Genomic DNA, 25,754 nt, shown 5'->3' with positions numbered 1-25,754 from the left:
CGACTCACTCGTCACACTCCCCCGTTGGCATGGAACCTTGAACCGTCACCAGAACGGGGCAACTATAGCGAGCGTCTAATTGGGCGACCGCCTTATTGGGGTCGTCGGCCTAGGGGAGGAAGTCCAGAAGCTCCTTGAGGACGCTACTGGTTTTTTCGAGTTGTGGCATGTGACCCGCACCCGGGATAGTGGTAAACTCCGCCTTCGGGATGAGCCGATGCAACGCCTTGCCCCTGTCGATTGGAATCCATGGGTCGTCTTCGCCCCATACGATTTTGACTGGGCAGCGAATCTCGCCAAACTGGGCTTCGACCTCTTCCGTATACCTTTCGTCTGCCTGAGCGAATTGGCGATAGAAACTCGCTGCGCCATCCGCGGTAAGCCACGGGGCGACCAACGCGTCAAAGTCCTCAACAGAGATTTCATTGACCAATGCGCCTTCAATGTAAGCTGTAACCACAGCCTTATGGATGTGCGGGGGCAAACCTTGAAACGCATCGACATGTCGCCCGACATGATCGAAGAATTCCGACCCCCAAGGACGCATCGCCACCACGTTCATCAGGACGTATTTCTCGAAGTCACACCCATGCAGCAGATGCGCTCTGAGCGTCGTTGCTCCACCGAAATCATGTGCGACAACGCGCGGCTTGGACAAGCTCCATTTTGCCAGCATCTCGGCAAACACTTCACCCTGGACGTCCAGCGAGGTTCGTTGTTTGTCTGATTTTTTGGATTGTCCGTATCCTGGCATGTCATACCAGTGGACGGTAAAGGACCTGGCCAACTCAGGTATGACGCGGTGCCAAGAAAACGAAGACCAAGGCCACCCATGCGCGAGCACTAAATCCGGTCCATCGCCAGCGCGACCGGCAGCGACCGAGCCTGCCTTGGTCATGTGGGTCTCGTCCAGTTTCCAACCGGTCATTCAGGCTCACCTTCTTCTACACGAATGCTACTCGGATGTTACTGAGTATGGCGATATCCGCCATTCGGGCAGCCGTAGCGCATGGCAGGATTAGTCTCCAATGCAGCGTTTCATTCACGCCTCTCCAACCGCGCCTCAATCGCTTCCAGCTTGCGCATCACCTCATCGCGGTAGGCATCGGTGGCGGCGTTGCCTTCTTCGGCATGCGCGTCTTGCATTGAGTTCACGATGAGACCGACCAGCAGGTTCACAACCGCGAAGGTCGTCACCATGATGAACGGTACAAAGAACACCCAGGCGTAAGGGTAAACGTCCATGACTGGTCGCACGATCCCCATTGACCAGCTTTCCAGCGTCATGATCTGAAACAGGGTATAGCCAGATCGTCCGAGTGTTCCGAACCATTCCGGGAAGCTTGCGCCGAAGAGCTTGGTGGCCATCACCGCGCCGATGTAAAAGACGATCCCCATCAGCAGGAATACAGACCCCATCCCGGGCAGGGCCGTCACGAACCCTTCCACCACGCGGCGGAGCGAAGGCACGACGGATATTACGCGCAACACCCGCAAGATGCGCAAAGCGCGCAAGACTGACAGCCCCCCATTGCCAGGTACGAGCGACACGCCAACAATCACGAAATCAAACAGGTTCCAGCCGCTTCGGAAAAAGGCAAGTCTTTGGGCGAAAAGCTTGGCCGCCAGTTCCAAAACAAAGATTGCCAGACACACGCTGTCGAGCAGCACAATAACCGGCCCGACCTGTGCCATGATCGATGCCGAAGTCTCCATCCCAAGAATAATCGCATTGAAGATGATCACGCCCACGATGAAGTTGCGAAACCACGCGGCTTCGATCAATTGGGCGGTTTTCTGGCGAAGTGTCATTTGATTTGCCTCTGCTCACAAACGCCCCAGATATGAGAGGTTTCCGAGCAAGCGGCAAGTGTTTCGCCCGACGTTGGGTCATTGTAGACGCAGCCTGCCTGCGCAAGTCATCTTATGGTGAAAGAGTGAGCTTTTCATGACCTTACGACCTGTACTGATTTTCCGCTGGATCGCGTTCTTGCTGGCGGCGGGCTATTGCCTGCGCATGCTGTTTTTCGGCGGCTGGGAAGGCTTTGGTGGCCCGTTCCGGTTTCTAACTGTCTGGGCCCTGTTCTGTTCCTTCTTTGCCTTCAGCCGAATGATGGCGATTGAGGAAGGGCGCAGCGAAGCGCGATGGGATGGATTTGTCTGCATGACCGCCGTGATCAACACGATGGTCGTGTTTCTCTACTGGCGGCTCTATTTTGCGGATCCCACTTCTGTCACCAGCAACGGGCAATTGCGGGCATGGTCGCTAGAGCTTTATCTGCACGGGCTTGGCCCGCTTTTGCAGGTGATTGATACGCTCTTCATCCATCGCGCATACCGGAACCTTCGGGCGGCGTTTGCATGGCTTATCGGGGTCATTTGCCTTTATGTCGCCTGGGCCGAACTGGTCGTGCAGCGTTTCAATGCCACTCCGGAGGGTACGGTCACAAGCGGTTTGCCTTATCCGTTCCTCAACAATCTCGAATTGGCGGAGAGAGCGGTGTTCTACGGCTCCAACCTGGCCGTCGGTGCCGCGGTCTTGCTGATCTACGCGGCCATCGCCTGGGGCTTCAGGCGCCGATTTCCTGTGCCAGCAATGCCTTGAGGCCTGATTTGTAATCCGGATAAAGCAGTTCGACCCCCAATTCGCCTTTGATCCGATCATTCCGCACTTTCTTGCTTTCGGCATAAAAGCTGCGGGCCATTGGCGTCATCTCCGCGGTTTCAAAATCAACCGCCTCGGGGATTGGCAGGCCAAGCAGTTCGGCCGCATAGGCAATCACGTCCTGCGGCGGGGCCGGGTCGTCGTCGCAGACGTTGTACACGGCACCCGGATTGGGCTTGGCGATTGACGCAGCCAGAACCCGCGCGATATCGGCGACATGGGTGCGGCTGAACACCTGACCTTCCTTGATGATCCGCCGTGCGGTGCCGTTGCGTACCTTCGAAAATGGCCCGCGTCCGGGACCATAGATGCCTGCAAGTCGAAAAATGTGCAGCGGCAAATCCGGGATGGCAGCCCATGCAGCCTCTGCTTCAACGCGGGCGATCCCACGTTTTGTGGCGGGGGTCAGCGGTGTGTTCTCATCCACCCATCCCCCTTCGTGATCGCCATAGACGCCTGTCGTTGAAAGATACCCCACCCATGCGAACTGATCTGCACGCTTGGCAATCTCATCCCCTAGCTCCGCGAGGACAGGATCGCCGTTTTCTCCCGGTGCTGCCGAGATCAGGACATGGGTCGCGGCGTCGAGTGCTGGCCCCATATCTGCCCCCGGCCAGATGCGTGGCTCTATCCCGTACGTCATTAGACTGGGCGCCTTGTCCTCGGACCGCGTAGTGCCAATGATGCGCCAGTCCTGAGGCAGCAATAGTCGGGACAGGGCACGTGCAGAGAAGCCGTGGCCAAAGGAAAGAAGTGTCTTTGTCATCTCAGTTTAAGTGGTGCAGTTGCAGGACAGAGGCAAGGCTTCGTGCTGGTTGCAAGCTCGGATGCCTCCGGCGGGGATATTTTGGGCCAAAAGAGGATGGACCCCTCCCTACCATTTGGCGAGGAGGGGCCTCTTCCGGCACGGCCATCGGCGTCCCCGCCTGTACCGCAGGACCATGGTCAGCGAACATGGTTTCCAAATAGTTACCTCTTTTGGCCCAAAATATCCCCGCCGGAGGCATAGAATCCCTGTTGGCATGTCGCTCCCTCACTTGGCTTCGTAAGGGCCGCGCGCTAATGAATGCGCAAGATCAAAGGGAGGAACCTCATGACCTTCAAGCCCGCCCGATGGCCCCGCAAGCTGCGCTCGCAAGAATGGTTTGGCGGCACGTCGAAGGACGCGATCTATCACCGGTCTTGGATGAAGAACCAAGGTTTGCCCGCTGACCTGCTTGATGGCCGTCCCGTTATCGGCATCTGCAACACATGGTCCGAACTGACCCCCTGCAACGCCCATCTGCGCGATCTGGCGGAGCGGGTGAAGTTTGGCGTCTATGAGGCGGGCGGCTTCCCCGTTGAGTTCCCGGTTTTCTCGCCTTCTGAAAGCACGATCCGCCCCACCGCCATGCTCTACCGCAATCTCTGCGCCATGGATGTGGAGGAGGCGATCCGCGCCAAATGCATCGACGGCGTGGTCCTGCTGGCGGGCTGCGACAAGACCACGCCTGCGCTGCTGATGGGCGCCGCCTCTGTCGATCTGCCCGCCATTGTCGTCTCCGGTGGTCCGATGTTGAACGGGCATTTCCGGGGTGAGCGGGTCGGCTCTGGCACCCACCTTTGGAAATTCTCAGAAGCCGTCCGCGCGGGCGAGATGACGGCGGAAGAGTTTGTCGAGGCCGAGGCGTCCATGTCCCGTTCCCCCGGCTCATGTAACACGATGGGCACGGCCAGCACGATGGCCTCCATGGCAGAGGCTCTGGGCATGGCCCTCTCCGGCAATGCCGCGATCCCCGCCGTCGACAGCCGCCGCCGCGCGATGTCGCATGTCACCGGCAGGCGCATCGTGCAGATGGTCAAGGACGATCTGAAACCCTCCGACATTATGACCAAACAGGCGTTCGAAAACGCGATCCGCACCAATGCCGCCATCGGGGGGTCCACCAATGCGGTCATCCACCTGCTCGCCATGGCTGGGCGGACGAAGGGCGTGGACCTGACACTCGATGATTGGGACAGGCTGGGGCGTGACGTGCCCACAATCGTCAACCTCATGCCGTCCGGCAAATACCTGATGGAAGAGTTCTTCTATGCCGGCGGCCTTCCCGTCGTGATCAAACGGCTGGGCGAGGCGGGGCTTCTGCACAAGGACGCACTGACCGTCTCCGGCGGGTCGATGTGGGATGAGGTCAAGGATGTCCAGAACTGGAACGAAGACGTCATCCTGCCCGTCGAAAAGGCGCTGACCCAATCTGGCGGCATCGCCGTGCTCCGCGGCAACCTGGCCCCCGGTGGGGCAGTCCTGAAACCCTCTGCTGCCACGCCGGAACTCATGAAACACAAGGGCCGCGCGGTCGTGTTCGAGGATATCGACGACTACAAGGCGCGCATCAATGACGACGATCTGGATATTGATGAAAGCTGTGTGATGGTCCTGAAAAATTGCGGCCCACGTGGCTATCCCGGCATGGCCGAGGTGGGGAATATGGGCCTGCCGCCCAAGATCTTGAAGAAGGGCATCACCGACATGGTCCGCATCTCGGACGCGCGCATGTCGGGCACAGCGTTCGGCACGGTTGCGCTGCACACAACACCCGAAGCGGCGCGCGGCGGACCCCTCGCCATCGTGCAGGACGGCGACATGATCGAACTGGATGTGGAGGCACGGCGCATCCACCTTGATATCACCGATCAGGAACTCGAAGACCGGCTGTCGAAATGGAGCGCCGAAGCCTCCGGCGCCAACCCGCGCCCCGAAAGCGGCTATGCGATGCTCTATCATGACCGGGTCATGGGGGCCGATACGGGCGCCGATTTCGACTTCCTCGTTGGGTGTCGCGGTAACGCCGTGGGCAAGGAAGCCCACTGATGACGCCCATCTGCCTTGTGGGCATCGGCAAGATCGCGGTGGACCAGCACGTGCCCGCGATCAACGCAAGCGACGACTGGGATTTGGCCGCCACCGTCAGCCGCTCCGGCACGGTTGACGGCATCCCCGCCTTCACCAATTTCGACCGGATGCTGGCCGAAAGGGACATCCCCGTCATCTCGCTCTGCCTGCCGCCAGTGCCGCGCTTTGCGTATGCGGCCAAAGCCATAGCCGCAGGCCGCCAAGTGATGCTCGAAAAACCACCCGGCGCGACCTTGGCCGAGGTCCATTCGCTGCAGGATATGGCGGCCAAGGCGGGCGTGACCCTTTTTGCGACATGGCACAGCCGCATGGCGCGGGGAGTTGCGGCGGCGAAGGCCTTCCTCGCGGACAAGACTGTGACCGCTGGCCAGATCACCTGGAAAGAAGACGTGCGCCGTTGGCACCCCGGACAGGACTGGGTGTTCGAAGCGGGAGGGATGGGTGTCTTCGATCCGGGCATCAACGCGCTCTCGATCCTGACAGAGGTGCTGCCCGCCCAGATCCACCTGCAATCTGCCGCTCTGTCCTTCCCGGAAAATCGGCAAACGCCAATCGCTGCCGATCTCACCTTCTCGAGCGGGATCACGGCAGCCTTTGACTGGCGGCAAGAGGGTGACCAGATCTGGGAAATCACATTGCAGACGGAGGATGACAGTGTGCAGCTCCTCGATGGCGGCAATCGTTGTGTCATCAACGCGCATGAAGCGGAAATCTCTGATCTTGATGAGTACCCGGCGCTCTACGATCACATGGCGAAGCTGTTGGCACGTGGCGCAAGCGACGTCGATCTGTCACCGATGATCCATGTGGCTGACGCGATGACTCTTGGGCGCCGTGAAATGGTCGAGGCTTTCGACTTCTAGGCCAAATCCTTCATCAATCCTTAAGCTGGGATTGGCGAGAGCTAAGCTTCATTCCATTAGGAAGTATGCGATGCGTGCGAGTTTAGCGCCGAGCGACCGCAGACTATTCTATTTTTGCCAATGGTTTAGCCCGCTTTATCCCATGCAATTTCAGACGACACGAACCGCCGCAGATTTGGGCCTACTTCAGTTCACAAACTGCCAAAAATTTACCGTTTGATAAAAAATGAAACTGTGGCAGGCTGTCTTGCGTGAAGCCACGACAGGAAAAACCCATGTCCAGCCCCCAGAACACTCAGATGACACCCGGTATCGTTCCGGGACGTTTGCCCGCCGAAACGCTTGCCGAAAACTTCGACGACCTGCACGCACCATTCGCCCCGCACGAGGCCACCGTCGCCGCCGACCGCTGTTATTTCTGTCATGACGCGCCCTGCGTGACAGCCTGCCCTACGGATATCGATATCCCGTTATTTATCAGGCAGATCAGCACAGGCACGCCAGAAGCAGCGGCGAAAACGATCTTTGATCAGAACATTCTGGGTGGCATGTGCGCGCGCGTCTGCCCGACCGAGGACCTTTGCGAACAAGCCTGCGTGCGCGAAATGGCCGAGGGCAAACCGGTCGAAATTGGCCGTTTGCAGCGCTACGCCACTGATACGCAGATGGCAAAACAAAGCCACCCTTACGAACGTGCGCCGGAGACCGGCAAGAAAGTGGCCGTGGTTGGCGCGGGCCCTGCGGGACTGGCCTGCGCGCACCGCCTAGCGATGTATGGTCACGACGTGACAATCTACGACGCCGCTGACAAACCGGGCGGGCTGAATGAATTCGGCATCGCGGCGTATAAAACGACGGATAATTTCGCCGCTGCGGAAGTGGATTGGCTACTCGGTATTGGCGGCATCACAGTCAAATATGGCATGCGGCTGGGTGACAATCTGTCTTTGGACGACCTCGTCGGCTGCTTCCCGGCGGTCTTTTTGGGTGTCGGCTTAGGCGGTGTGAACGCCCTGCGTGCGGACGGGGAAGACAAGGACGGCGTGCGTGATGCCGTTGATTTCATTTCTGATTTACGGCAGGCAAGCGATCTAGCCTCGCTACCGGTCGGCCGAGACGTCGTTGTGATCGGTGGTGGGATGACAGCAGTTGATGCCGCCGTGCAATCGAAACTTTTGGGTGCGCAAAATGTCACTATCGCTTACCGGCGCGGACGCGATGCGATGAGCGCCAGCCGCTATGAACAAGACCTCGCCGCCTCCAAAGGCGTAAACCTGATGTTCAATGCGCAGCCGGTTGCAATCCACGGAAATGGCGCGGTGCGCGAGATTGAGCTTGAATATACCGTCGAAGACAATGGCCTGAAAGGCACCGGAGAAACGGTTCGACTGCCCGCCGATCAGGTGTTCAAAGCTATCGGCCAGACGCTGGAAACTGAGGCCGGGTTGGACCTTGTGGGGCGCAAGATTGCTGTAAGCGGTGCGGGTCGTACCAGCCGCGCTGGCGTTTGGGCCGGTGGCGACTGCGCGAGTGGTGGCGATGACCTGACAGTGACCGCCGTCGCCGAAGGCCGTGATGCGGCCGAAGACATCCATGCGACGCTTTCTGCCTAATCTGTGCTATGCTTGATGCGGGGATAACAGCGCTGGAGGGGGAGATGGAAACGCTCGAAACCCGCGTGGCCGCGCATTACACCACGCAAGACCTACTGGATCGGATTGATGCTGCATTGTCAGAGATGGGCGTCGACACGGCATCCGTTGATGATTTGAAGCCGGTCGACGAATTTCACACAGGTGGGCTCGAGTCGACGGATGCACTGCTATCACAATTGGAGATTACGCCTGAGACCAAGGTGCTTGATATCGGCTGCGGGCTTGGTGGAACCGCACGGCACGTCGTGCATCGTTATGGCGCCCATGTGACGGGCGTTGACCTGACACCGCTTTTTGTTGAGGTGGGGCGTGCCCTGAATGCCCGTGTGCATCTGGACGAAGCGATTGATCTGCATGTTGGCTCGGCGACTGACTTGCCGATGGATGATGCGAGTTTCGACCTCGTGTCGATGTTTCATGTTGGAATGAACATTGCCGATAAAGAGCATCTCTTTGCCGAGGTTGCCCGGGTTCTGAAGCCGGGAGGACGTTTTGCGCTCTTCGATGTGATGCGCGATGATAATGCGGAAGATCTGCAATTTCCATTGCCATGGTCTGAAAAGCCGGAGTCGTCATTTGTCGATCCTGCGACCGTCTATGCAGATGCTGCCGAAGCAGTAGGGCTAGCCCTGCATGGGCAGCGGTATCGCCGAGATTTCACGCTCAGTTACTTCGCACATGTCTTTGAGGCGATTGAGAAAGCAGGTGGCCCGCCGCCCCTGGGTATCCACCTCCTGATGGGCGACACGGCAGGTGAGAAGCTGAAAAACTACGTCGCAAATGTCGAGGCGCACCGGATAGCGCCCGTTGAGATGATTTTTGACAAGCCCTAAGCCTGGGCGGGAAAGAGGTATGCAATGGCCGATCTGACAACTGATTTTCTCGGGATCAAATCACCCAATCCGTTCTGGCTGGCCTCTGCCCCGCCGACGGATAAGGAGTACAATGTGCGTCGCGCGTTTGAAGCCGGATGGGGTGGCGTCGTCTGGAAAACGCTGGGCGCAGAAGGCCCTCCGGTCGTCAACGTCAACGGCCCGCGCTACGGCGCGATCTATGGTGCAGATCGGCGGCTCTTGGGGCTCAATAATATTGAGCTGATCACCGACCGCCCGTTGGAAACCAATCTGGAGGAAATCAAACGGGTCAAGGCCGACTACCCCGACCGAGCCATGATCGTCAGCATCATGGTGCCGTGTGAGGAGCAGGCTTGGAAAGCGATCCTGCCCAGAGTGATGGAGACTGGTGCTGACGGGATCGAGCTCAACTTTGGCTGCCCGCACGGGATGTCGGAACGCGGCATGGGCTCTGCTGTCGGGCAGGTGCCGGAATACATCCAGATGGTCACCGAATGGTGCAAGAAATACTACGATAAGCCGGTGATCGTGAAACTGACGCCGAACATCACAGATATTCGCAAGCCTGCTGCAGCCGCCAAGGCCGGAGGTGCGGATGCGGTGAGTCTCATCAACACGATCAACTCGATCACCTCCGTCAATCTCGATACGATGTCGCCTGAGCCATCGATTGACGGCAAAGGCTCTCACGGTGGCTATTGCGGCCCAGCAGTGAAGCCGATCGCCATGTCAATGGTGTCGGAAATCGCACGCCATCAGGAGACACACGGTCTCCCGATAAGCGGCATCGGTGGCATCACCACCTGGCGCGATGCTGCAGAATTCATGGCTTTGGGTTGCGGCAATGTGCAGGTATGCACGGCGGCGATGACCTATGGCTTCAAGATCGTACAAGAGATGATCAGCGGGCTGTCACAGTGGATGGATGAAAAGGGATACCGATCCACCTCTGACTTCATCGGGATGGCCGTGCCCAATGTGACGGATTGGCAATACCTGAACCTCAACTACGTCGCAAAGGCACGGATCAGCCAGGATGACTGCATCAAGTGCGGACGTTGCTATGCGGCCTGTGAAGATACAAGCCACCAGGCAATCGCCCTGTCAGAGGACCGCACCTTCACCGTGATTGATGAGGAATGTGTAGCCTGCAACCTTTGCGTTGATGTCTGTCCGGTTGAGGGTTGCATCACAATGGAGCCCATGAAACCCGGCGAGGTCGACCCGCGCACTGGCAAAGTCGTGGAAAAGGAATATGCCAACTGGACAACGCACCCGAACAACCCGGGCGCCGTCGCGGCGGAGTAGCAGACTTTTCGTCACGAAAAGTCTGCCGCGGGACAAAGTCTTCGTGACGAAGACTTTGTCTTATCAAACATGCACGGTCAGGTGATCAGGCGCGCAGATGACGATAAACTGACCCGCGCATTCAAGCAGATGAAAGCCCCGCCGTTCTACCTCTGCAATCATAGCGCTGCGCCCGACCTCGCGCTCAACATCGCGGACTGCACGCCGCACAATACCACCTGATCGCGCGGCCTTCGCGCTGAACAATTGGTGAAAGAAGGCAGGATTTCCCGGTCGAAACCGCGTTTCGCGCAATTGTATCTGTTTCATGCGGACGACGGTAGCGCCGGTCTGGTTTATGAAGGGTTACGTCCATCACTCCGCAATATGCTGCGCATGACGTGATCAATAAACGCCTGTGCCCCGGCAAACGGATCGTCGGTCCCGCGTACGGCACGCACTTGCACATCAAAGTCCGCATAATGCTGCGTCAATGCCCAGATGGAGAATATCAGATGGTGCGGATCGACCCGCGCGATTTTGCCCGTATCAGACCATGCACGAATGATCCCCGCCTTTTCATCGACGAGTTGTTTCAGATCGCTGCCCAGCATTGCACCGATGCGTGGCGCGCCCTGCAGGATCTCGTTCGCAAACAGGCGGCTTTCGCGCGGGAATTCGCGGCTCATGGTCAGCTTGCGCTGCGCATAGCTGACAATTTCCTCGACCGGATCGCCCGCACTATTGAGCGCGCGCAGCGGATCGAGCCAGGTATCCAGCAGTCGTTCGAGGAGTGCGGTATGTATCGCTTCCTTTGACGGGAAATAATAAAGCAGATTGGGCTTGGACAGCCCGGCCGCCGCCGCGATCTGATCCAGAGTCGATCCCCGGAACCCGTATTGGGAGAATACGTCCAACCCGGCATCAAGTATGGCTGTCCGGTTGCGCAACTGGATTCGGGTTTGCGCTTTGGTCATGGTAATCCCTTGCTCAAATTTCGGGCGTCATGCCCCTCTGCAGGCGCAGCTGCTGCCTTTGGTTGCATCTGCCCGCAATTGATGCGGAGAACTTGACTGGCGTCCCCCCTCTGTTAGCGTTGATTTGACCAACTGGTCAAACCAAGACTGCCCTAGCCAACAGGAGAGAGCCATGGCCGCCCCCGGAGAGAACCTGCGCATCAACGGGGAACGCCTGTGGGACAGCCTGATGGAGATGGCCAAGATCGGCCCCGGTGTGGCGGGCGGGAATAACCGCCAAACGCTGACGGACGAAGACAGCGAAGGGCGGCATCTGTTCCAGAAATGGTGTGAGGATGCGGGCTGTACGATGGGCGTCGACGAGATCGGCAATATGTTCGCGCGGCGCGAGGGGACGGACCCGGATGCGCTGCCGGTCTATGTGGGCTCGCACCTCGATACGCAGCCGACGGGTGGCAAATATGATGGAGTACTGGGGGTGCTTGGCGGGTTGGAGATCATCCGCACGCTCAACGATCTGGACATCAAGACGAAACACCCGATTGTCGTGACCAACTGGACGAATGAGGAAGGCACCCGCTACGCGCCTGCTATGCTGGCCTCGGGTGTTTTCGCGGGCAAGCATGAACTCGACTGGGCCTATGATCGCGTCGATGCCGATGGCAAACGCTTCGGTGATGAACTCGAACGGATCGGCTGGAAAGGCACCGAGAAAGTCGGCGATCGCAAGATGCACGCCTTCTTTGAGCTGCACATCGAACAGGGCCCGATCCTTGAGGCTGAAGGCAAGGATATCGGCGTCGTCACCCATGGGCAGGGCCTACGCTGGATCGAATGCACCGTGACAGGCAAGGAAAGCCACACCGGTTCAACCCCGATGCATATGCGCAAGAATGCGGGGCGGGGCCTCGCCCTGATCACCGAACTGGTCCATGAGATCGCGATGAAGAACCAGCCCAACGCGGTGGGCGCCATCGGCCATATCGACGTCTACCCCAACAGCCGCAACATCATTCCCGGCAAGGTGGTCTTTACCGTCGATATGCGCACGCATCTTTTGGACAAGCTGAACGGGATGGTGGATGAACTGATGGACCGCGCCCCAAAGCTCTGCGAAGATATCGGGGTGACATTCGAGGCCGAAATCGTCGGCCAATTCGACCCGCCCGCCTTTGACGAAGGTTGCGTGAAGGCCGTGCGGAACGCGGCGGAGCGGCTGGGCTATAGCCACATGGATATCGTCTCGGGCGCGGGGCACGACGCCTGCTGGATCAACGACCTCTACCCGACCTCCATGGTCATGTGCCCCTGTGTGGACGGGCTGAGCCACAACGAGGCCGAAGAAATCAGCCCCGAATGGGCGCGGGCGGGGACGGACGTGCTGTTCCACGCGGTGGTAGAGACGGCGGAGATTGTGGGGTGAGGGCGCAGATTGCCGGTTTGTTGTGTTTTACCGCTACGGTCGGTGCGGCGGACTCTGGCATGGTGCCCCTTGCAACCATACTGGCGGGACAACCAGAACAGTCGTACCAGTATGTAAGGTGTGCAGCATTCTACCTTGCAAATGTGGAATGGGCCGGCCAAGCAATAAGTGAAGAAGTCTTCGAGAGTTCGAAAAAGTCTCTCGAAGACTTGCTGCTAATTGCAACGCTCGTAAGGTCATCCGATAGCGCGGATGGAGTGGAGCATATAGCTGAAACTGTGAACTTGGACACACGCCAAATCGCGGACTTCTATTTGGAGAATTATCGCGAAAGCTACGCGCTTAGGGGAACCGCATGGGAAGCCAATGCGGTGTGGGAAGGCGATGCAGCAACTTGCCGACCAATAGCTGAAGCTGCCAGCCAAGTTGCCAACGAATTGGGAGACTCATGAAATGACCAAAGTCATCAAAAACGGCACCATCGTCACGCATGATCTGACCTACAAGGCTGACGTCCTGATCGACGGTGGCAAGATCATTGAGATCGGCCCGGACCTGAAAGGGGACGAGGAACTGGACGCGACCGGGTGCTATGTCATGCCCGGCGGCATCGACCCGCATGTGCATCTGGAGATGCCGTTTATGGGCACTTATTCCAGTGATGACTTTGAGTCCGGCACCCGCGCGGGCCTCGCCGGGGGCACCACGATGGTTGTCGACTTCTGCCTGCCCAATCAGGGCGAAAGCCTGCTCGACGCGATCAAGCGTTGGGACAACAAATCGACGCGCGCCAATTGCGACTATTCCTTCCACATGGCCGTCACTTGGTGGGGCGAGCAGGTGTTCAACGACATGGAAACGGTCGTGAAGGACCGGGGGATTAACACGTTCAAACACTTCCTCGCCTATAAAGGCGCGCTGATGGTGAATGATGATGAGCTCTTCGCCTCCTTCAACCGCCTGTCCGAACTCGGCGCCATCGCCATGGTCCACGCCGAAAACGGCGATGTGGTGGCCGAGATGACGGCGAAACTGTTGGCCGAGGGCAATACCGGACCGGAGGGGCATGCCTATTCGCGGCCTTCGCAGGTCGAAGGCGAGGCGACAAACCGCGCCATCATGATCGCCGATATGGCGGGCGTGCCGCTTTATGTGGTGCATACCTCCTGCGAGGAAGCGCATGAGGCCATCCGCCGTGCCCGCCAACAGGGCAAACGCGTCTGGGGTGAGCCTCTAATCCAGCATCTGACGCTGGATGAATCTGAATATTTCAACAAGGATTGGGACCACGCCGCCCGCCGCGTCATGTCACCGCCCTTCCGGAACAAGCAGCATCAGGATAGCCTCTGGGCCGGATTGCAGGCGGGGTCACTGTCGGTTGTGGCGACGGACCACTGCGCCTTTACGACCGAGCAGAAGCGGACCGGCGTTGGCGATTTCTCAAAGATCCCGAATGGGACCGGCGGGCTGGAGGACCGGATGCCGATGCTCTGGACCCATGGGGTGAAAACTGGACGGTTGACGCCAAATGAGTTTGTCGCCGTGACCTCAACCAACATCGCGAAGATCCTGAACTGCTATCCGAAGAAAGGCGCAGTGCTGGTCGGCGCCGATGCCGATCTGGTGGTTTGGGACCCGGAGAAGTCGAAGACGATCACGGCGGGGTCGCAGCAATCGGCCATCGACTACAACGTATTTGAAGGGAAAGAAGTGACGGGCCTGCCCCGCTTTACCCTTACACGGGGCCATGTGGCGATCCACGATGGGGAGGTCCGGACGCAGGAAGGGCACGGGAAGTTCGTTGCACGCGAGGCGAATACGCCGACCAATAAGGCGCTGAGCACCTGGAAAGAACTGACCGCGCCGATGCCTGTTGAGCGGACGGGGATACCTGCCAGTGGCGTCTAGGACCGGGCAGCTACCACCACGATACTGGTCGCTAGATCGGTATCTAATCGTTGTTTTCTCGACGATATTTTTGACGTTTCCGCTGATAACGGTGCTTGGTTTCGTCTGGCAAGGGGGGGGAATTGAGCCATTGTCATCGTTTGAGGACGCACTTGAATTCGTGCATGCCTTTTTCGCGATGCAGTTATTCTTTGGATGGCCAGTTTGGGGGCCTGTGGCATTAATAGCGTTGTTAATTGGAATGCCCGCATGGATTGTTCTACTGCGATACCTCACAGCAACGCACCTTTCGCCGAGAATATCGATATTGATTGCAACACTTTTTGTCGTGGGCATCACTGCGCTTGGCGCGGATATTTGGTTCATTGCAGCAGATGGTTTACCGCTGAGTTTTGGGTCATTGACGTACTCGACAGTGTTTGGCCCAATTGCCGCACCGGTTGCTGCGATAGCCACCCAGCTTGTTTACGGTTTTGGCTAGAATGAAAACTGCTATATCCGCTACCGGCCTAAACCTTACATTCCAAACCAATGACGGCCCGGTTCATGCGCTGAAGGACGTGAACCTTGATATTGCCAAGGGCGACTTTGTCAGCTTCATTGGCCCGTCTGGCTGCGGTAAAACAACGTTCCTCCGCTGCATTGCCGGTCTGGAAACACCCACGGCTGGAGAGATCACCGTCAACGGCATGACCCCGGATCAGGCGCGGCGGGCGCGGGCTTACGGCTATGTGTTTCAGGCGGCGGGGCTTTATCCTTGGCGGACGATTGGGGGCAATATCCGCCTGCCCTTGGAGATCATGGGATTTTCGGAGACCGAGAAGAAAGAGCGGGTGGGCCAGGTGCTGGAGCTTGTCGATCTGGTGGGGTTTGAGAAGAAGTACCCTTGGCAGCTTTCAGGCGGCATGCAACAGCGGGCGTCCATTGCCCGCGCGCTCGCGTTCGATGCGGATATCTTGTTGATGGATGAACCCTTTGGTGCGCTGGATGAGATCGTGCGCGACCACCTGAACGAACAGCTTCTCGACCTTTGGGCGCGGACGAAGAAGACGATTGGGTTTGTGACCCATTCGATCCCCGAGGCGGTGTATCTGTCCACCAAGATCGTCGTCATGTCCCCGCGTCCGGGGCGGATCACGGATGTGATCGACAGCCCGTTGCCGAAAGAACGGCCACTGGATATTCGCGATACGCCGGAATTCATCGAGATTGCGCACCGTGTGCGTGATGGTCTGCGGGCAGGGCATGTGGATGCGTGAGGATCGCCTCCGGCGGGAGTATTTTTGGCGAGATGATGAGGGCTTTTGCTCATGAAGTCGGTCTTGCCTATCGTCACCGTCGTTGCCGCGATCCTTGGGTTCTGGGTGCTTGCCGTGATCCCAATGAACATGCATCTGACGGCGGATCAGGCGCAGCGGGACGGGTTAGTTGTGATGCCAGAGACGCCAGCGGAGCGGCAGGCTTATTCGGGTCTCGGTCTGACTTTGCAGAATACCAGCTTGATCAGCCGGACTTACACTCTGGAGCGCCCGCGTCTGCCGTCGCCGCATCAGGTGGGCGCCGAGATGTGGGAGACGGTGTTCGAGCGTCGTGTGACCTCGCGCCGGTCGCTTGTCTATCACGGGTGGGTCACGCTGTCGGCGACGCTGGTAGGGTTTGCGATTGGGACGGGGCTGGGCATCCTGCTTGCCGTTGGGATCGTTTACAACAAGGCGATGGATATGAGTGTGATGCCGTGGGCCATTGCCAGCCAGACGATCCCCATTCTGGCACTGGCACCCATGATCATTGTGATGCTGGGTTCAATCGGCATTCAGGGGCTGTTCCCGAAGGCGGTGATCAGTGCTTACTTGAGCTTCTTTCCGGTGGTCGTTGGCATGGTGAAGGGGTTGCGCAGCCCGGATGCGATGCAGACCGACCTTTTGCACACCTATAATGCGAGCCCCGCGCAGGGGTTCTGGAAACTGCGGTTGCCAGCGTCTGTGCCGTATCTGTTTGCATCGCTCAAGATCGGCATTTCGGCATCGCTGGTCGGGGCCATCGTTGCGGAACTGCCCACTGGCGCGCGGGCAGGTTTCGGCGCACGAATGTTGGTGGGGGATCAATACGGACAGCCGTTGGTCACATGGGCTGCTTTGTTCGCAGCGGCCATCACCGCGGCGGCACTTGTCGGGTTCTTCAGCCTCATTGAGCGGCTGACATTGCGCCGCATGGGGATGCACGCGGCATGACGGGCGCGGCGATCATCAGTGCTTTGGCGGTTTGGGGCGCAGGTTGGTGGCTAAACGCACGACTGGCTGCGAGCACCGTGGCCGGGACGCGTGCGGTGCGTTTGGCGGTGCCTGCGATCTTTGGCCTAACACTGCTGATCATGTGGGAGCTTCTGGTGCGGATGCTGGAGGTGAGTCCCGTGATCCTGCCGCCGCCGACCATGATTGCGGAGCGGTTCGCCAATGAGATCCCCACTCTCTGGGCTGATTTCGTCCAGACGATCATCAAGGGGGCGATGACGGGGTATATCATCGGCGGGCTCGCCGCCTTTGCCATCGCGATCCTTGCTGACCGGTCAGATTTCCTGACACGTGGCATCTTGCCCGTGGGCAGCTTCATGGCGGCGCTGCCTATTGTTGGCATCGCGCCAATTTTCGTGCGCTGGCTGGGGAGTGACTGGCAGTCCAAGGCGGCGGTGGTTGCCGTGATGGTGTTCTTCCCGATACTAGTGAACACTGTGGCCGGTCTGCGCGACACGACGGCAATGCAACGGGATCTGATGCGCACCTATGGCGCCAGCTATTGGGCCACGCTCTTTAAACTCCGCCTGCCAGCCGCCATGCCATTCATCTTTAACGGCCTCAAGATTTCGACCACTTTGGCACTGATCGGCGCAATCGTTGCTGAATTTTTTGGCTCGCCCACCGTTGGCATGGGCTTTCGGATATCGACCTCTGTCGGCCAGCTTGCGCTTGACATGGTTTGGGCCGAGATTGTCGTCGCTGCGCTGGCGGGGAGCGCGTTTTATGGTTTGATGGCATGGATCGAGGGGCGGGTGACCTTTTGGCACCCATCGCAACGCAAATAAACGAAGCCCCGGCAAGAGGGCGCAACACCAACTAGGAGAAGAGTACATGAAGAAGTTTATGCTGGCGGCTGCACTCGCCGCAGGTCTGGGCGGGACGGCCCAGGCTGATGGGCATGCAAATGATGTGACGCTGCAATTGCAGTGGGTCACACAGTCTCAATTCGCGGGCTATTACGTGGCGCTGGATCAGGGGTTTTACGAAGAGGAAGGGCTGAACGTCACGATCCTGCCCGGTGGGCCGGATATTGCACCTCCCCAGGTGCTGGCCGGTGGCGGCGCGGATGTGATGTTGAACTGGATGCCTTCCGCCCTTGCGGCGCGCGAAAAGGGCCTGCCCGTGGTGAACATCGCGCAGCCTTTCAAGACCTCCGGCCTGATGCTGACCTGCTGGAAGGACACGGGCATCGAAAGCGTGGAGGATTTCCGGGGCAAGACCATCGGTGTCTGGTTCTTCGGCAACGAATATCCATTCCTGAGCTGGATGAGCCAGGCGGGCATTCCGACTGATGGGGGCGATGATGGCGTGACTGTGCTGCGCCAGGGCTTCAACGTTGATCCGCTCTTGAATCGCGAGGCCGACTGCATTTCGACCATGACCTATAACGAATATGGGCAGGTGCTCGATGCGGGCGTGTCCGAGGATGAACTCGTCACCTTCAAATACGAAGAACAGGGTGTCGCCACCTTGGAAGATGGCATCTATGCGCTTGAGGAGAACTTGGAAGATCCTGTGTTCGTCGACAAGATGGTGCGGTTTGTGCGCGCCTCGATGAAGGGCTGGAAATGGGCCGAGGAAAACCCGGAAGATGCGGCTGGCATCGTGCTTGATTACGATGAAACCGGTGCGCAGGGAGAAGCCGCGCAAATCCGCATGATGGGTGAGATTGCGAAGCTGACGGCTGGTTCCGACGGCGCGCTTGATCCCGCCGACTTCCAGCGGACTGTCGACACGCTGCTCGCTGGGGGATCGGACCCCGTGATTACTTCGCAGCCTGAAGGGGCGTGGACGCACATGATTACGGATCAGGCGCTGAACTAAGGTTTGGTTGGGCGCGCCCGCGCCGACCATACGAAGATCGGCCAAGAAGACCCCGAGGTGACCTTCGGGGTCTTTTTCTTTCGTTTGGTGCCCCGATCAAACAGCCAGAAGTAAAGGCCCTGATCGCGATTTCATGGTAGCCAGCGTGTTAATGTATGCGTAAGCTCCTGCGTACTACTGGGTATTCACAGTCATGATGGGACCCAGTATACGAGAGAAATTGGTAAGGTTCTTTTACCACAGGCCTTGGGAGGGGTCTGTTTCTATAACAAGGGAGGGTCCTTCATGGCCATTCGTACTTTCGCCGCTGCTGCTGCGGCCAGCATCGTGTTAACCGCCCCTGCGCAAGCGCAGGAAACCTTTGAGATGACTTCAGCTTTTGGTAAGAACCTGCCCATTCTTGGGACGGCTGCCGTTGGTTTTACCGAGAAACTGAACTCCATCACCGAAGACGTCGAGTTTGAGCATTTTGATCCCGGTGAGTTGGTGCCCGCGCTTGAAGCGCTTGATGCGGTCTCAAACGGCTCGGTTGATGCGGCCTACACGACAGCCGGTTATTGGCAGGGCAAAATCCCCGCCGCGTCACTTTTCGCCGCTGTGCCCTTTGGCCCAGAGGCGGGCGAGTTCCTGGCATGGATGATGTATGACGATGGGATGGAATTGTTCCAACGCATGTATGACGAGAATGGATATAACGTGCATGTTATTCCTTGCGGCATCATCGCGCCCGAGACCTCTGGCTGGTTCAAGAATGAGATCAACTCGCTTGAGGATCTTGAAGGCCTGAACATGCGCTTCTTCGGTCTGGGTGCCGAGGTGATGCAGCGTCTGGGCGTGTCCACATCGCTGCTTGCGGCTGGCGATATCTTCCCAGCGCTTGAGCGCGGTGCGATTGACGCCACCGAATTCTCAATGCCGCGGATCGATGCGCGGTTGGGCTTCCACAACATTGCCAAGTACAACTACTTCCCCGGCTGGCACCAGCCTGCGACCATGTTTGAGCTTTTGATCAACAAGGATCGTTGGGAAGATCTGGATGAAATCTCACAAAACCAGGTCGAGATCGCATGTATGGCGAACATCACCGACAACTATGCTGAAGGTGAGGCGACGAACTTTGCCGCGATGCAGGACAACACTGAAAACAATGGTGTGACGATCAAGCAATGGCCGCCAGAGATGCTGGATGCGTTTGAGGCGTCATGGAACGAAGTGGCTGCAGAACTGGCTGCGGAAGACGCGTTCTTTGCAGAGGTCTGGACAGATCTGCAGGAATTCCGCGAAGGCTATGCCGTGTGGAACAGCAATATCTACCTGCCACGCCCACGCAAATGATCCAAGAATGCGTGTTGTCGGCGCAGTGATTGCGCCGGCGCGTGCCTGTCGGGGGCAAAGCCGCTTGGCCCCGACACTGGCCCAACATTCGGAAGGGGAGAACCGGATTATGGGTTCTGCTTAGGTCTAGGAGGGCCGTTTCATGCAGTCTGTTGAAGAAATCGCCGCGGTCAATGACCCCGGTGAGGTGGGACGAGACGATCACAATAAGGGTGATCGTCTGACCGTCCTGATCTCCAATCTCTTTGCCTGGATTTTCCCAATTCTGATGATCGCAATCTGCGCGCAGGTCTTTTTGCGCGGCGCTGGGATGAACCAGGCTTGGCTTGATGATTTTCAATGGTGGCTCTATGGCTCGGCGGTTTTGGTGGGCATCGGATATGCGGTGACCACAAATAGCCATGTCCGTGTCGATATCCTTTATGACAATTTCCCCGATAAGAAGAAGCTGCGCACGGATATCTTCGCGTTGGCGTGGCTTTTCCTGCCGTTCATCATCCTGTGCTGGGACGTCACCATCCACTATGCGATTGCTTCGGTCGTTGCTGATGAAGGCTCGGACAGCCCCAACGGTCTGCACAATCTCTGGATTTTGAAGATAATGATGAACGCTAGCTTCATCATCATCGGTATTGCCGCCTGGTCAGCCTATGTGCGCAATTTATCGAAGCTGATGAAACCGACATTATCGCGGCAGCTGATTTACGCCTTTCCGTCCACGATGTTTCTCGTCAACCTCATCACCTTTTATGCGATCTGGTGGTTCATCTATTTGACCAGCCCAGCTGAAACGACCGCGCGAGAGGTTGGCCGCGCCGCTATCTTTGATGAATTCGAAGTGGGTGTTTACGACATCAAATACACCATCGTTATCTCACTTGTTCTGACTGTGCTTGTCATCGGTGCGGCCCGGTTCTTGGACCGCGGCGCTCGCAATGAAAGCGCAGTTTAAGGGGACCTGACATGTTTGAATTTCTGGGTCAGTTCCTGACATTGAACGAAATCGCCGTGATGGCGATGTTTGCAACCTTCATCTGGATGCTCTTCCGCGGCATCCCAGTGGCGATGGCGCTGGTCGGTGTCAGCCTGATCTTCGTGCTGATTGCCGAGTTCTTTCTCGATCCCTATCGCAGCTTCTTCCGCGATATCATCGAATTTGATCGCACCGGCATCAATTACCAGCGTTTGCAGGCCCTCTCTGGGCGCCTCTTTGGCAATATCGTCAAGAACCCGGTTCTGGTTGCGTTGCCGATGTTCATCTTCATGGGGTTGATGCTGGATCAATCGGGCGTGGCCCAGCGGATGATGCATGCGATGCAAAAGCTCTTTGGCGCGTTGCGCGGGGGGCTCTCGCTCACGGTGCTCCTGATCGGTATCATTCTGGCCGCATCGACGGGTGTGATCGGCGCGTCTGTCACGCTTTTGGGTGTCATGGCCCTGCCTGCGATGATGAAGCAGAACTACTCCAAACCCATTGCAACCGGCACCATCGCCTCGGCAGGAACCTTGGGCATCCTGATCCCGCCATCGATCATGCTGGTGATCATGTCCGACCAGTTGGCGATCAGCCTTGGTGATCTGTTCATGGGCGCGCTCTTTCCCGGTCTGATCCTCGGTGGGCTCTATATCGTGTTCATCGTGATCTATGGCTTCATCAATCCCGATGCGATGCCCGCACCCGAGAAGGCGGGCAAGGTCGGTTGGCCGGAGGTGAAAGAGGTGCTTTTGGCAGTCGTGCCGCCAATGTTCCTCATTCTTTTGGTCTTGGGCTCCATCTTTGCCGGTTTTGCGACACCGACAGAGGCATCGGGTTTGGGTGCATTGGGTGCGACGCTTCTGGCTTTGGCCAATGGTAAGCTGAATTTCCGCGTGCTGCGGGATGTCAGCCGCTCCACGCTGAACACGTCAGGCTATATCGTGGGCATATTCCTTGCCGCGAACTTCTTTGCGTACGTGTTGCGCCGCTATGGTGGCGACGAGATCGTGCAGCATCTTGTCCTCTCGGCCTTTGACGACCCCTATATGACGGTCGCATTCATCCTCTTTATCGTGTTCCTGTTGGGCTTCCTGCTGGACTGGATCGAGATCACGATCATCATCATGCCGCTGATGTTGCCCATCATCCTGTCGCTTGAGCTGGCAGTTCCGGGCTTTGATCAGGTGCGTGACCCGTCCGTTGTGTGGTTTGCGATACTTGTTGCGGTAACCTTGCAAACCTCGTTCCTTACCCCGCCGGTTGGCTTTGCGCTCTTTTACCTCAAAGGCGTATGCCCGCCGGGCGTGACTTTGGGGCATATCTACCGGGGCATCATCCCGTTCGTGATGCTGCAGCTGCTCGGGTTGTTCATCGTCTTCGAGTTCCCGGCGCTAACCACCTGGTTACCGTCGGTGGCCTACGGGAACTGACGAGGATCACTTGACCCGGCGTGCACCCGCGCCGGGCCGGTACCACAGCGGTTTGTGTCCACATACCGTGACGAGATCGCCAACGCACTGTGTGTCAGTTCAGCCTGACGTCCTTATCCCTTATATGGCGCCGGTTCGGGATATCCGCTTAGCCATAGCTGCGGACCAAGCTGGACGCGATCAAACCCCAGCCATCAGCGACCACAAAGAAGGCCAGCTTAAACGGCAATGACACGATCGCCGGCGGGACCATCATCATCCCCATCGACATCAGGACCGCCGCAACAACCAGATCGATGATGAGGAACGGGATGAAGATAAGAAAACCTACCTGAAATGCTCGTTCCATTTCGCTCAACAGGAATGAAGGGATCAACACTGACAAGGGTGCCTCCCCCGGTGGGACGAGCACGTCAACATCCGGGCGCAGGTCAACAAGTGCCGCAAATGTATCGGGCGCAATACGCGCAGACATGAACGTGCGCAAAGGATCCATGGTTTGCAGAAAAGCCTGCTCAAGCGGCAGATCATCGTTCAGGAGCGGTTCAATCCCGCTGTTCCAGGCATCGATGAAGACCGGTTCCATGACGAAATAGGTCAGGAACAAAGCAAGGCTGACCAGCAGCATGTTGGGCGGTGATTGTTGCAGGCCGATGGCTTGGCGCAGGATCGCAAAGACGGTCACGATAAAGGGGAAGCAGGTGACCATGATCGCGATACCGGGCACAATGCTCAGCACCGTGATCAGGACAAGCAGTTGGACCGAGCGCGTGGCGAGCGATCCGTCGTCGCCCAGTGTAATCGACACTTCTTGCGCTTGGGCGGGCATGGCCCAGAACAAAAGGGTCGTGGCTGCAATCAACCAGATGAAGCGCATCTACGACAGCTCACCCTTATCTGATGCCACCTCGGTCAGCCGTACCGCAAGCTGGCCGGGTTCTCCCCCCTCAAGCTCCTGCAATTCGCCGCGCGCGATCAGCTTATCGCCGACATAAAGCTCAACCGGATCCTCAATCCGCTTGTCCAGCGGCAAGACAGCGTTTTCGTTGAGGCTGAGAAGATCCTTGACCAGGGGTCGCGCCTTACCGACGGAGACGGAGATCTCGATCGGGATTTTGTGCAGCGGGTGGTCTTCCGTTGAGGCAGGGACTTGGTTTGCTTCATTGTCCATCGGCATTCCTATCGTCAGTGATGTTGATCGCGCTGAGAATCTCGGCGATAGATGCAAGCAAACCATCCATGTCCAGAAATGCCTCTGACCCCGCATTTTCGACCCATGCCGCATGAGGGCTGAGGTTGGGGTCGCTTACGACCATAATATTCGCAGCCGTAGTCTCTGCGGCTTTGGCAATTGCTGATCGCTGTGCAGGATGAACGTGCAAGGTAAGTGCAGCGCCCGCGCTTTGTTCAACCGCGTCAGAAATGAGGGCGGCAATCTGGCTTGCAAAGCCATTGGCCACACAATGCGGCAATACCTTTTCTGCCAGATCCTGCAAGAAAGGTTGCAGCGCATCAAGCATCTGACGCCGCGCTTCGACATAGGTGAAATCAATCGCGTTTAGCACCTGGACGCATTCTTCTGTCAGTGCCGCCTGCTCTGCCCGGGCTGTTTCCAGGCCAGCAGCATGCCCTTCGTCGTAGCCGTCCTGAAAGCTACCGCTCTCTACCGCATCAGCGACTTCGATATCGTCAAAGGATTCGAGTGCAAGAAGCTGGGTCATCACGCCTGTTCTTTCGTGACCGGATCATCGATCCAGTCCTGCAGGATCTGGATTGTCTCCGTCTCGCGCTCGGAAATCATCTGACGCAGGCGTTGAACAGGATCGTCGCCCTCATCCATCATCCCAAGGTCACCAGCATCGAGGCTGGGCAATTCAGCCATACCGAACATGGGCAAGTCATCGTCTTCGCTGTCCTGCGCCTCTGCCGTGGTCGGAGGAGGCAAGAGCCTTGATGGCGCCAGAATGGGGCGCACTACGAACAAGCCGAGGATTAGTGCGACGACCGCGAGAACCCCCACCTGAATGAGCTGCATCGTATCTAGGGGTGCGCCTGCGCTGGGTGTCGCGACTTCGGTACCAAGTGGGACGATGGGTTCGAATGACATGGATTTGAGCGTGATGACGTCACCCCTATCCGCGTCAAATCCCACGGCAGAGGCCACAAGCTCCTCAAGTGCGGCCAGTTCTTCGTCAGATCGTGGTTCAGTGACAGTTGTTCCATCATCGGCGATTGTGGTGACATCATTAACAAGAACAGCAACGGTCAACCGGCGCACAGCGCCCGGCGCCCGTAAAATCTGCCGCTCCGTTTCGGAGATTTCGTAATTCGTGAGTGTCCGGCTTTCGCTGGACTCGTTTGCCGACGATCCCGCTGCACCACCGGCATCCCCGTCCGGCAGGTTTGATGCAACAGTCACATCTCCCCCGCGGCTGTCTGATGATGTACCCGCACTTTCGGTCACGTCCGTGCTGATTGCGATCCGGCTATCGGGATCAACAAGACGTTCGGTGATCGCCTCGCTTTCCGTGACGGTATCAAGCGATAGTTCGACAACCGCATTTCCGGCACCAACGCGCGCTGCCAAGAGCCGTTCTGCACGCAAGCGTAAAGTCTCGGCACGCTCGTCGCTGCTCGCATTGGCAGCGCCGCCATCCGCGTCCGACATCAGCCCACCATTGTCATCGATGACCGCGACGGCGTCGGGTGCGAGGCCGGGTACCGCAGAGCCGACGAGGTACTGCAGCGCCTTGATATGCGGCGTGGACAGACTGCCGCCCGCAGTCGTCACGGTAACGGCTGCTGTTGGCGCCTCATTACGTTGGAACGGCCGTGTTGCCGGCGTGGAGATATGTACCCGTGCCGATCGGATATGCGGGCTTGCGAGGATTGTGCGTGCCAGTTCCCCCTCCTTGGCCCGCCAGTAGGCCGCGTCAAACATTTGCGAGGTCGTGCTGAAGCCCGACAGTGAATCGAGCAGTTCATACCCTTGGCTGCCCATCGCGGGCAGGCCTTCGCTCGCCAAGGCCATTCGCAAGACGTCGCGCTGACTGGTTGGCACGTAGATCGCGCCACCACGTACCTCATAAGGGACACCGCGTTGGTCCAGCGCGCCGATTACATCCCCAGCTGCGCGCGTCTCCAACCCGCCAAAGAGAAGCGACATATCCTTTGTGCCGGCGCCCCGTGCGAGCAACAGGATCGCAGCAAAGACAGCAATTGTCGCAAGAATCACAAAGACGCGTCGCTTCGCATCAAGTGCTGCCCAAACGGTGCCAAGGCTTTGCAAACTGGTTCTCCATCTGATTGGCGTTCTGCCGATGTTCTCTGTTTGCCCCATGAGCCTTAACAATCGGTTAGGGTGTGACGG

General features: G+C 58.1%; 25 protein-coding genes. 16 read left to right on the top strand and 9 right to left on the bottom strand.

The genetic code is table 11. The features are described 5' to 3' along the window. Nucleotides 1-109 precede the first annotated feature (109 nt). Both SLH47_RS11110 and SLH47_RS11105 read right to left on the bottom strand, forming a co-directional pair. Nucleotides 110-928, bottom strand: coding sequence for an alpha/beta hydrolase (locus SLH47_RS11110; protein ID WP_320239579.1), 819 nt, complete (start codon nt 926-928; stop codon nt 110-112). A gap of 110 nt (nt 929-1,038) precedes the next feature. After that, nucleotides 1,039-1,812: an ion transporter gene (locus SLH47_RS11105; RefSeq protein ID WP_320239578.1), complete on the bottom strand. Its 774-nt coding sequence runs from the start codon at nt 1,810-1,812 to the stop codon at nt 1,039-1,041. Nucleotides 1,813-1,948: 136 nt separating this feature from the next. Between SLH47_RS11105 and SLH47_RS11100 the strand changes: the two genes are divergently transcribed. Next, entirely contained in the window at nt 1,949-2,605 is a 657-nt protein-coding gene (locus tag SLH47_RS11100; RefSeq protein WP_320239577.1) for a hypothetical protein, read from the top strand. Here the strand turns inward: SLH47_RS11100 and SLH47_RS11095 are convergent. Further along, nucleotides 2,571-3,431 carry an SDR family oxidoreductase gene (locus SLH47_RS11095; RefSeq protein WP_320239576.1) on the bottom strand — a complete coding sequence of 287 codons (861 nt, stop codon included), beginning with the start codon at nt 3,429-3,431 and terminating at the stop codon, nt 2,571-2,573. The two genes, SLH47_RS11100 and SLH47_RS11095, sit on opposite strands and share 35 nt — an antisense overlap. A 327-nt stretch (nt 3,432-3,758) precedes the next feature. On the opposite strand from SLH47_RS11095, the gene araD reads away from it, so the two are divergent. The 5 genes from araD (at nt 3,759) to preA (ending at nt 10,238) form a co-directional block, all read left to right on the top strand. Further along, nucleotides 3,759-5,516, top strand: a complete 1,758-nt coding sequence (gene araD, locus SLH47_RS11090; RefSeq protein WP_320239575.1) for an L-arabinonate dehydratase — start codon at nt 3,759-3,761, stop codon at nt 5,514-5,516. Continuing rightward, a complete protein-coding gene (locus SLH47_RS11085) occupies nt 5,516-6,421 on the top strand; it encodes a Gfo/Idh/MocA family protein (RefSeq protein WP_320239574.1) in 906 nt (301 codons plus the stop codon). Before araD ends, SLH47_RS11085 begins: the two co-directional genes overlap by 1 nt. 275 nt (nt 6,422-6,696) lie before the next feature. Further along, a complete protein-coding gene (locus tag SLH47_RS11080; RefSeq protein ID WP_320239573.1) occupies nt 6,697-8,034 on the top strand; it encodes an NAD(P)-dependent oxidoreductase in 1,338 nt (445 codons plus the stop codon). Between the two features lie 44 nt (nt 8,035-8,078). Next, nucleotides 8,079-8,909 carry a class I SAM-dependent methyltransferase gene (locus SLH47_RS11075; RefSeq protein WP_320239572.1) on the top strand — a complete coding sequence of 277 codons (831 nt, stop codon included), beginning with the start codon at nt 8,079-8,081 and terminating at the stop codon, nt 8,907-8,909. Between the two features lie 24 nt (nt 8,910-8,933). Further along, a complete protein-coding gene (gene preA / locus SLH47_RS11070; protein ID WP_320239571.1) occupies nt 8,934-10,238 on the top strand; it encodes an NAD-dependent dihydropyrimidine dehydrogenase subunit PreA in 1,305 nt (434 codons plus the stop codon). 63 nt (nt 10,239-10,301) lie between these two features. Here preA and SLH47_RS11065 read toward each other — a convergent pair whose 3' ends face one another. Both SLH47_RS11065 and SLH47_RS11060 read right to left on the bottom strand, forming a co-directional pair. Then, nucleotides 10,302-10,547 (bottom strand): hypothetical protein, encoded by a 246-nt coding sequence (locus SLH47_RS11065; protein ID WP_320239570.1) that lies wholly within the window; start codon nt 10,545-10,547, stop codon nt 10,302-10,304. Nucleotides 10,548-10,573: 26 nt separating this feature from the next. Next, nucleotides 10,574-11,194, bottom strand: a complete 621-nt coding sequence (locus tag SLH47_RS11060; RefSeq protein ID WP_320239569.1) for a TetR family transcriptional regulator C-terminal domain-containing protein — start codon at nt 11,192-11,194, stop codon at nt 10,574-10,576. Nucleotides 11,195-11,366: 172 nt separating this feature from the next. Here SLH47_RS11060 and SLH47_RS11055 point away from each other — a divergent pair, with 172 nt between their 5' ends. The 10 genes from SLH47_RS11055 (at nt 11,367) to SLH47_RS11010 (ending at nt 22,384) form a co-directional block, all read left to right on the top strand. Beyond that, nucleotides 11,367-12,617, top strand: a complete 1,251-nt coding sequence (locus SLH47_RS11055) for a Zn-dependent hydrolase (RefSeq protein ID WP_320239568.1) — start codon at nt 11,367-11,369, stop codon at nt 12,615-12,617. A gap of 453 nt (nt 12,618-13,070) precedes the next feature. Continuing rightward, complete coding sequence (gene hydA / locus SLH47_RS11050; protein WP_320239567.1) at nt 13,071-14,525, top strand: dihydropyrimidinase; 1,455 nt, start codon at nt 13,071-13,073, stop codon at nt 14,523-14,525. A gap of 70 nt (nt 14,526-14,595) precedes the next feature. Beyond that, a complete protein-coding gene (locus tag SLH47_RS11045; RefSeq protein WP_320239566.1) occupies nt 14,596-15,006 on the top strand; it encodes a hypothetical protein in 411 nt (136 codons plus the stop codon). A 1-nt stretch (nt 15,007) separates the two neighbouring features. Next, nucleotides 15,008-15,784 carry an ABC transporter ATP-binding protein gene (locus tag SLH47_RS11040; protein WP_320239565.1) on the top strand — a complete coding sequence of 259 codons (777 nt, stop codon included), beginning with the start codon at nt 15,008-15,010 and terminating at the stop codon, nt 15,782-15,784. Between the two features lie 51 nt (nt 15,785-15,835). Continuing rightward, nucleotides 15,836-16,756: an ABC transporter permease gene (locus tag SLH47_RS11035; RefSeq protein WP_320239564.1), complete on the top strand. Its 921-nt coding sequence runs from the start codon at nt 15,836-15,838 to the stop codon at nt 16,754-16,756. Then, on the top strand, nt 16,753-17,604 hold the full coding sequence (locus tag SLH47_RS11030) for an ABC transporter permease (RefSeq protein ID WP_320239563.1): 852 nt from the start codon (nt 16,753-16,755) through the stop codon (nt 17,602-17,604). The genes SLH47_RS11035 and SLH47_RS11030 overlap by 4 nt, the downstream gene beginning before the upstream one ends. Nucleotides 17,605-17,650: 46 nt before the next feature. Next, complete coding sequence (locus SLH47_RS11025; protein ID WP_320239562.1) at nt 17,651-18,643, top strand: ABC transporter substrate-binding protein; 993 nt, start codon at nt 17,651-17,653, stop codon at nt 18,641-18,643. A 285-nt stretch (nt 18,644-18,928) separates the two neighbouring features. Further along, nucleotides 18,929-19,978 (top strand): TRAP transporter substrate-binding protein, encoded by a 1,050-nt coding sequence (locus SLH47_RS11020; RefSeq protein WP_320239561.1) that lies wholly within the window; start codon nt 18,929-18,931, stop codon nt 19,976-19,978. Between the two features lie 142 nt (nt 19,979-20,120). Beyond that, nucleotides 20,121-20,930, top strand: a complete 810-nt coding sequence (locus SLH47_RS11015; protein ID WP_320239560.1) for a TRAP transporter small permease subunit — start codon at nt 20,121-20,123, stop codon at nt 20,928-20,930. An 11-nt stretch (nt 20,931-20,941) separates the two neighbouring features. Continuing rightward, the gene (locus tag SLH47_RS11010; protein WP_320239559.1) at nt 20,942-22,384 is read left to right on the top strand and encodes a TRAP transporter large permease; all 1,443 of its coding nucleotides are present in this window, start codon (nt 20,942-20,944) and stop codon (nt 22,382-22,384) included. A 148-nt stretch (nt 22,385-22,532) separates the two neighbouring features. Here SLH47_RS11010 and fliP read toward each other — a convergent pair whose 3' ends face one another. The 4 genes from fliP to fliF are packed head-to-tail and all read right to left on the bottom strand — an operon-like array spanning nt 22,533 to nt 25,673. After that, nucleotides 22,533-23,261 (bottom strand): flagellar type III secretion system pore protein FliP, encoded by a 729-nt coding sequence (gene fliP / locus SLH47_RS11005; RefSeq protein ID WP_320239558.1) that lies wholly within the window; start codon nt 23,259-23,261, stop codon nt 22,533-22,535. Next, on the bottom strand, nt 23,262-23,555 hold the full coding sequence (locus SLH47_RS11000) for a FliM/FliN family flagellar motor C-terminal domain-containing protein (RefSeq protein WP_320239557.1): 294 nt from the start codon (nt 23,553-23,555) through the stop codon (nt 23,262-23,264). It lies immediately after the preceding gene. Then, entirely contained in the window at nt 23,545-24,105 is a 561-nt protein-coding gene (locus tag SLH47_RS10995) for a hypothetical protein (protein ID WP_320239556.1), read from the bottom strand. Before SLH47_RS10995 ends, SLH47_RS11000 begins: the two co-directional genes overlap by 11 nt. Continuing rightward, entirely contained in the window at nt 24,105-25,673 is a 1,569-nt protein-coding gene (gene fliF, locus SLH47_RS10990; RefSeq protein WP_320239555.1) for a flagellar basal-body MS-ring/collar protein FliF, read from the bottom strand. Before fliF ends, SLH47_RS10995 begins: the two co-directional genes overlap by 1 nt. Nucleotides 25,674-25,754 lie beyond the last annotated feature (81 nt).

It is taken from the genome of Cognatiyoonia sp. IB215182, assembly GCF_033963905.1.
Taxonomy (GTDB): Bacteria; Pseudomonadota; Alphaproteobacteria; order Rhodobacterales; family Rhodobacteraceae; genus Yoonia.
This window is presented reverse-complemented; position numbering and strand designations above follow the sequence as displayed.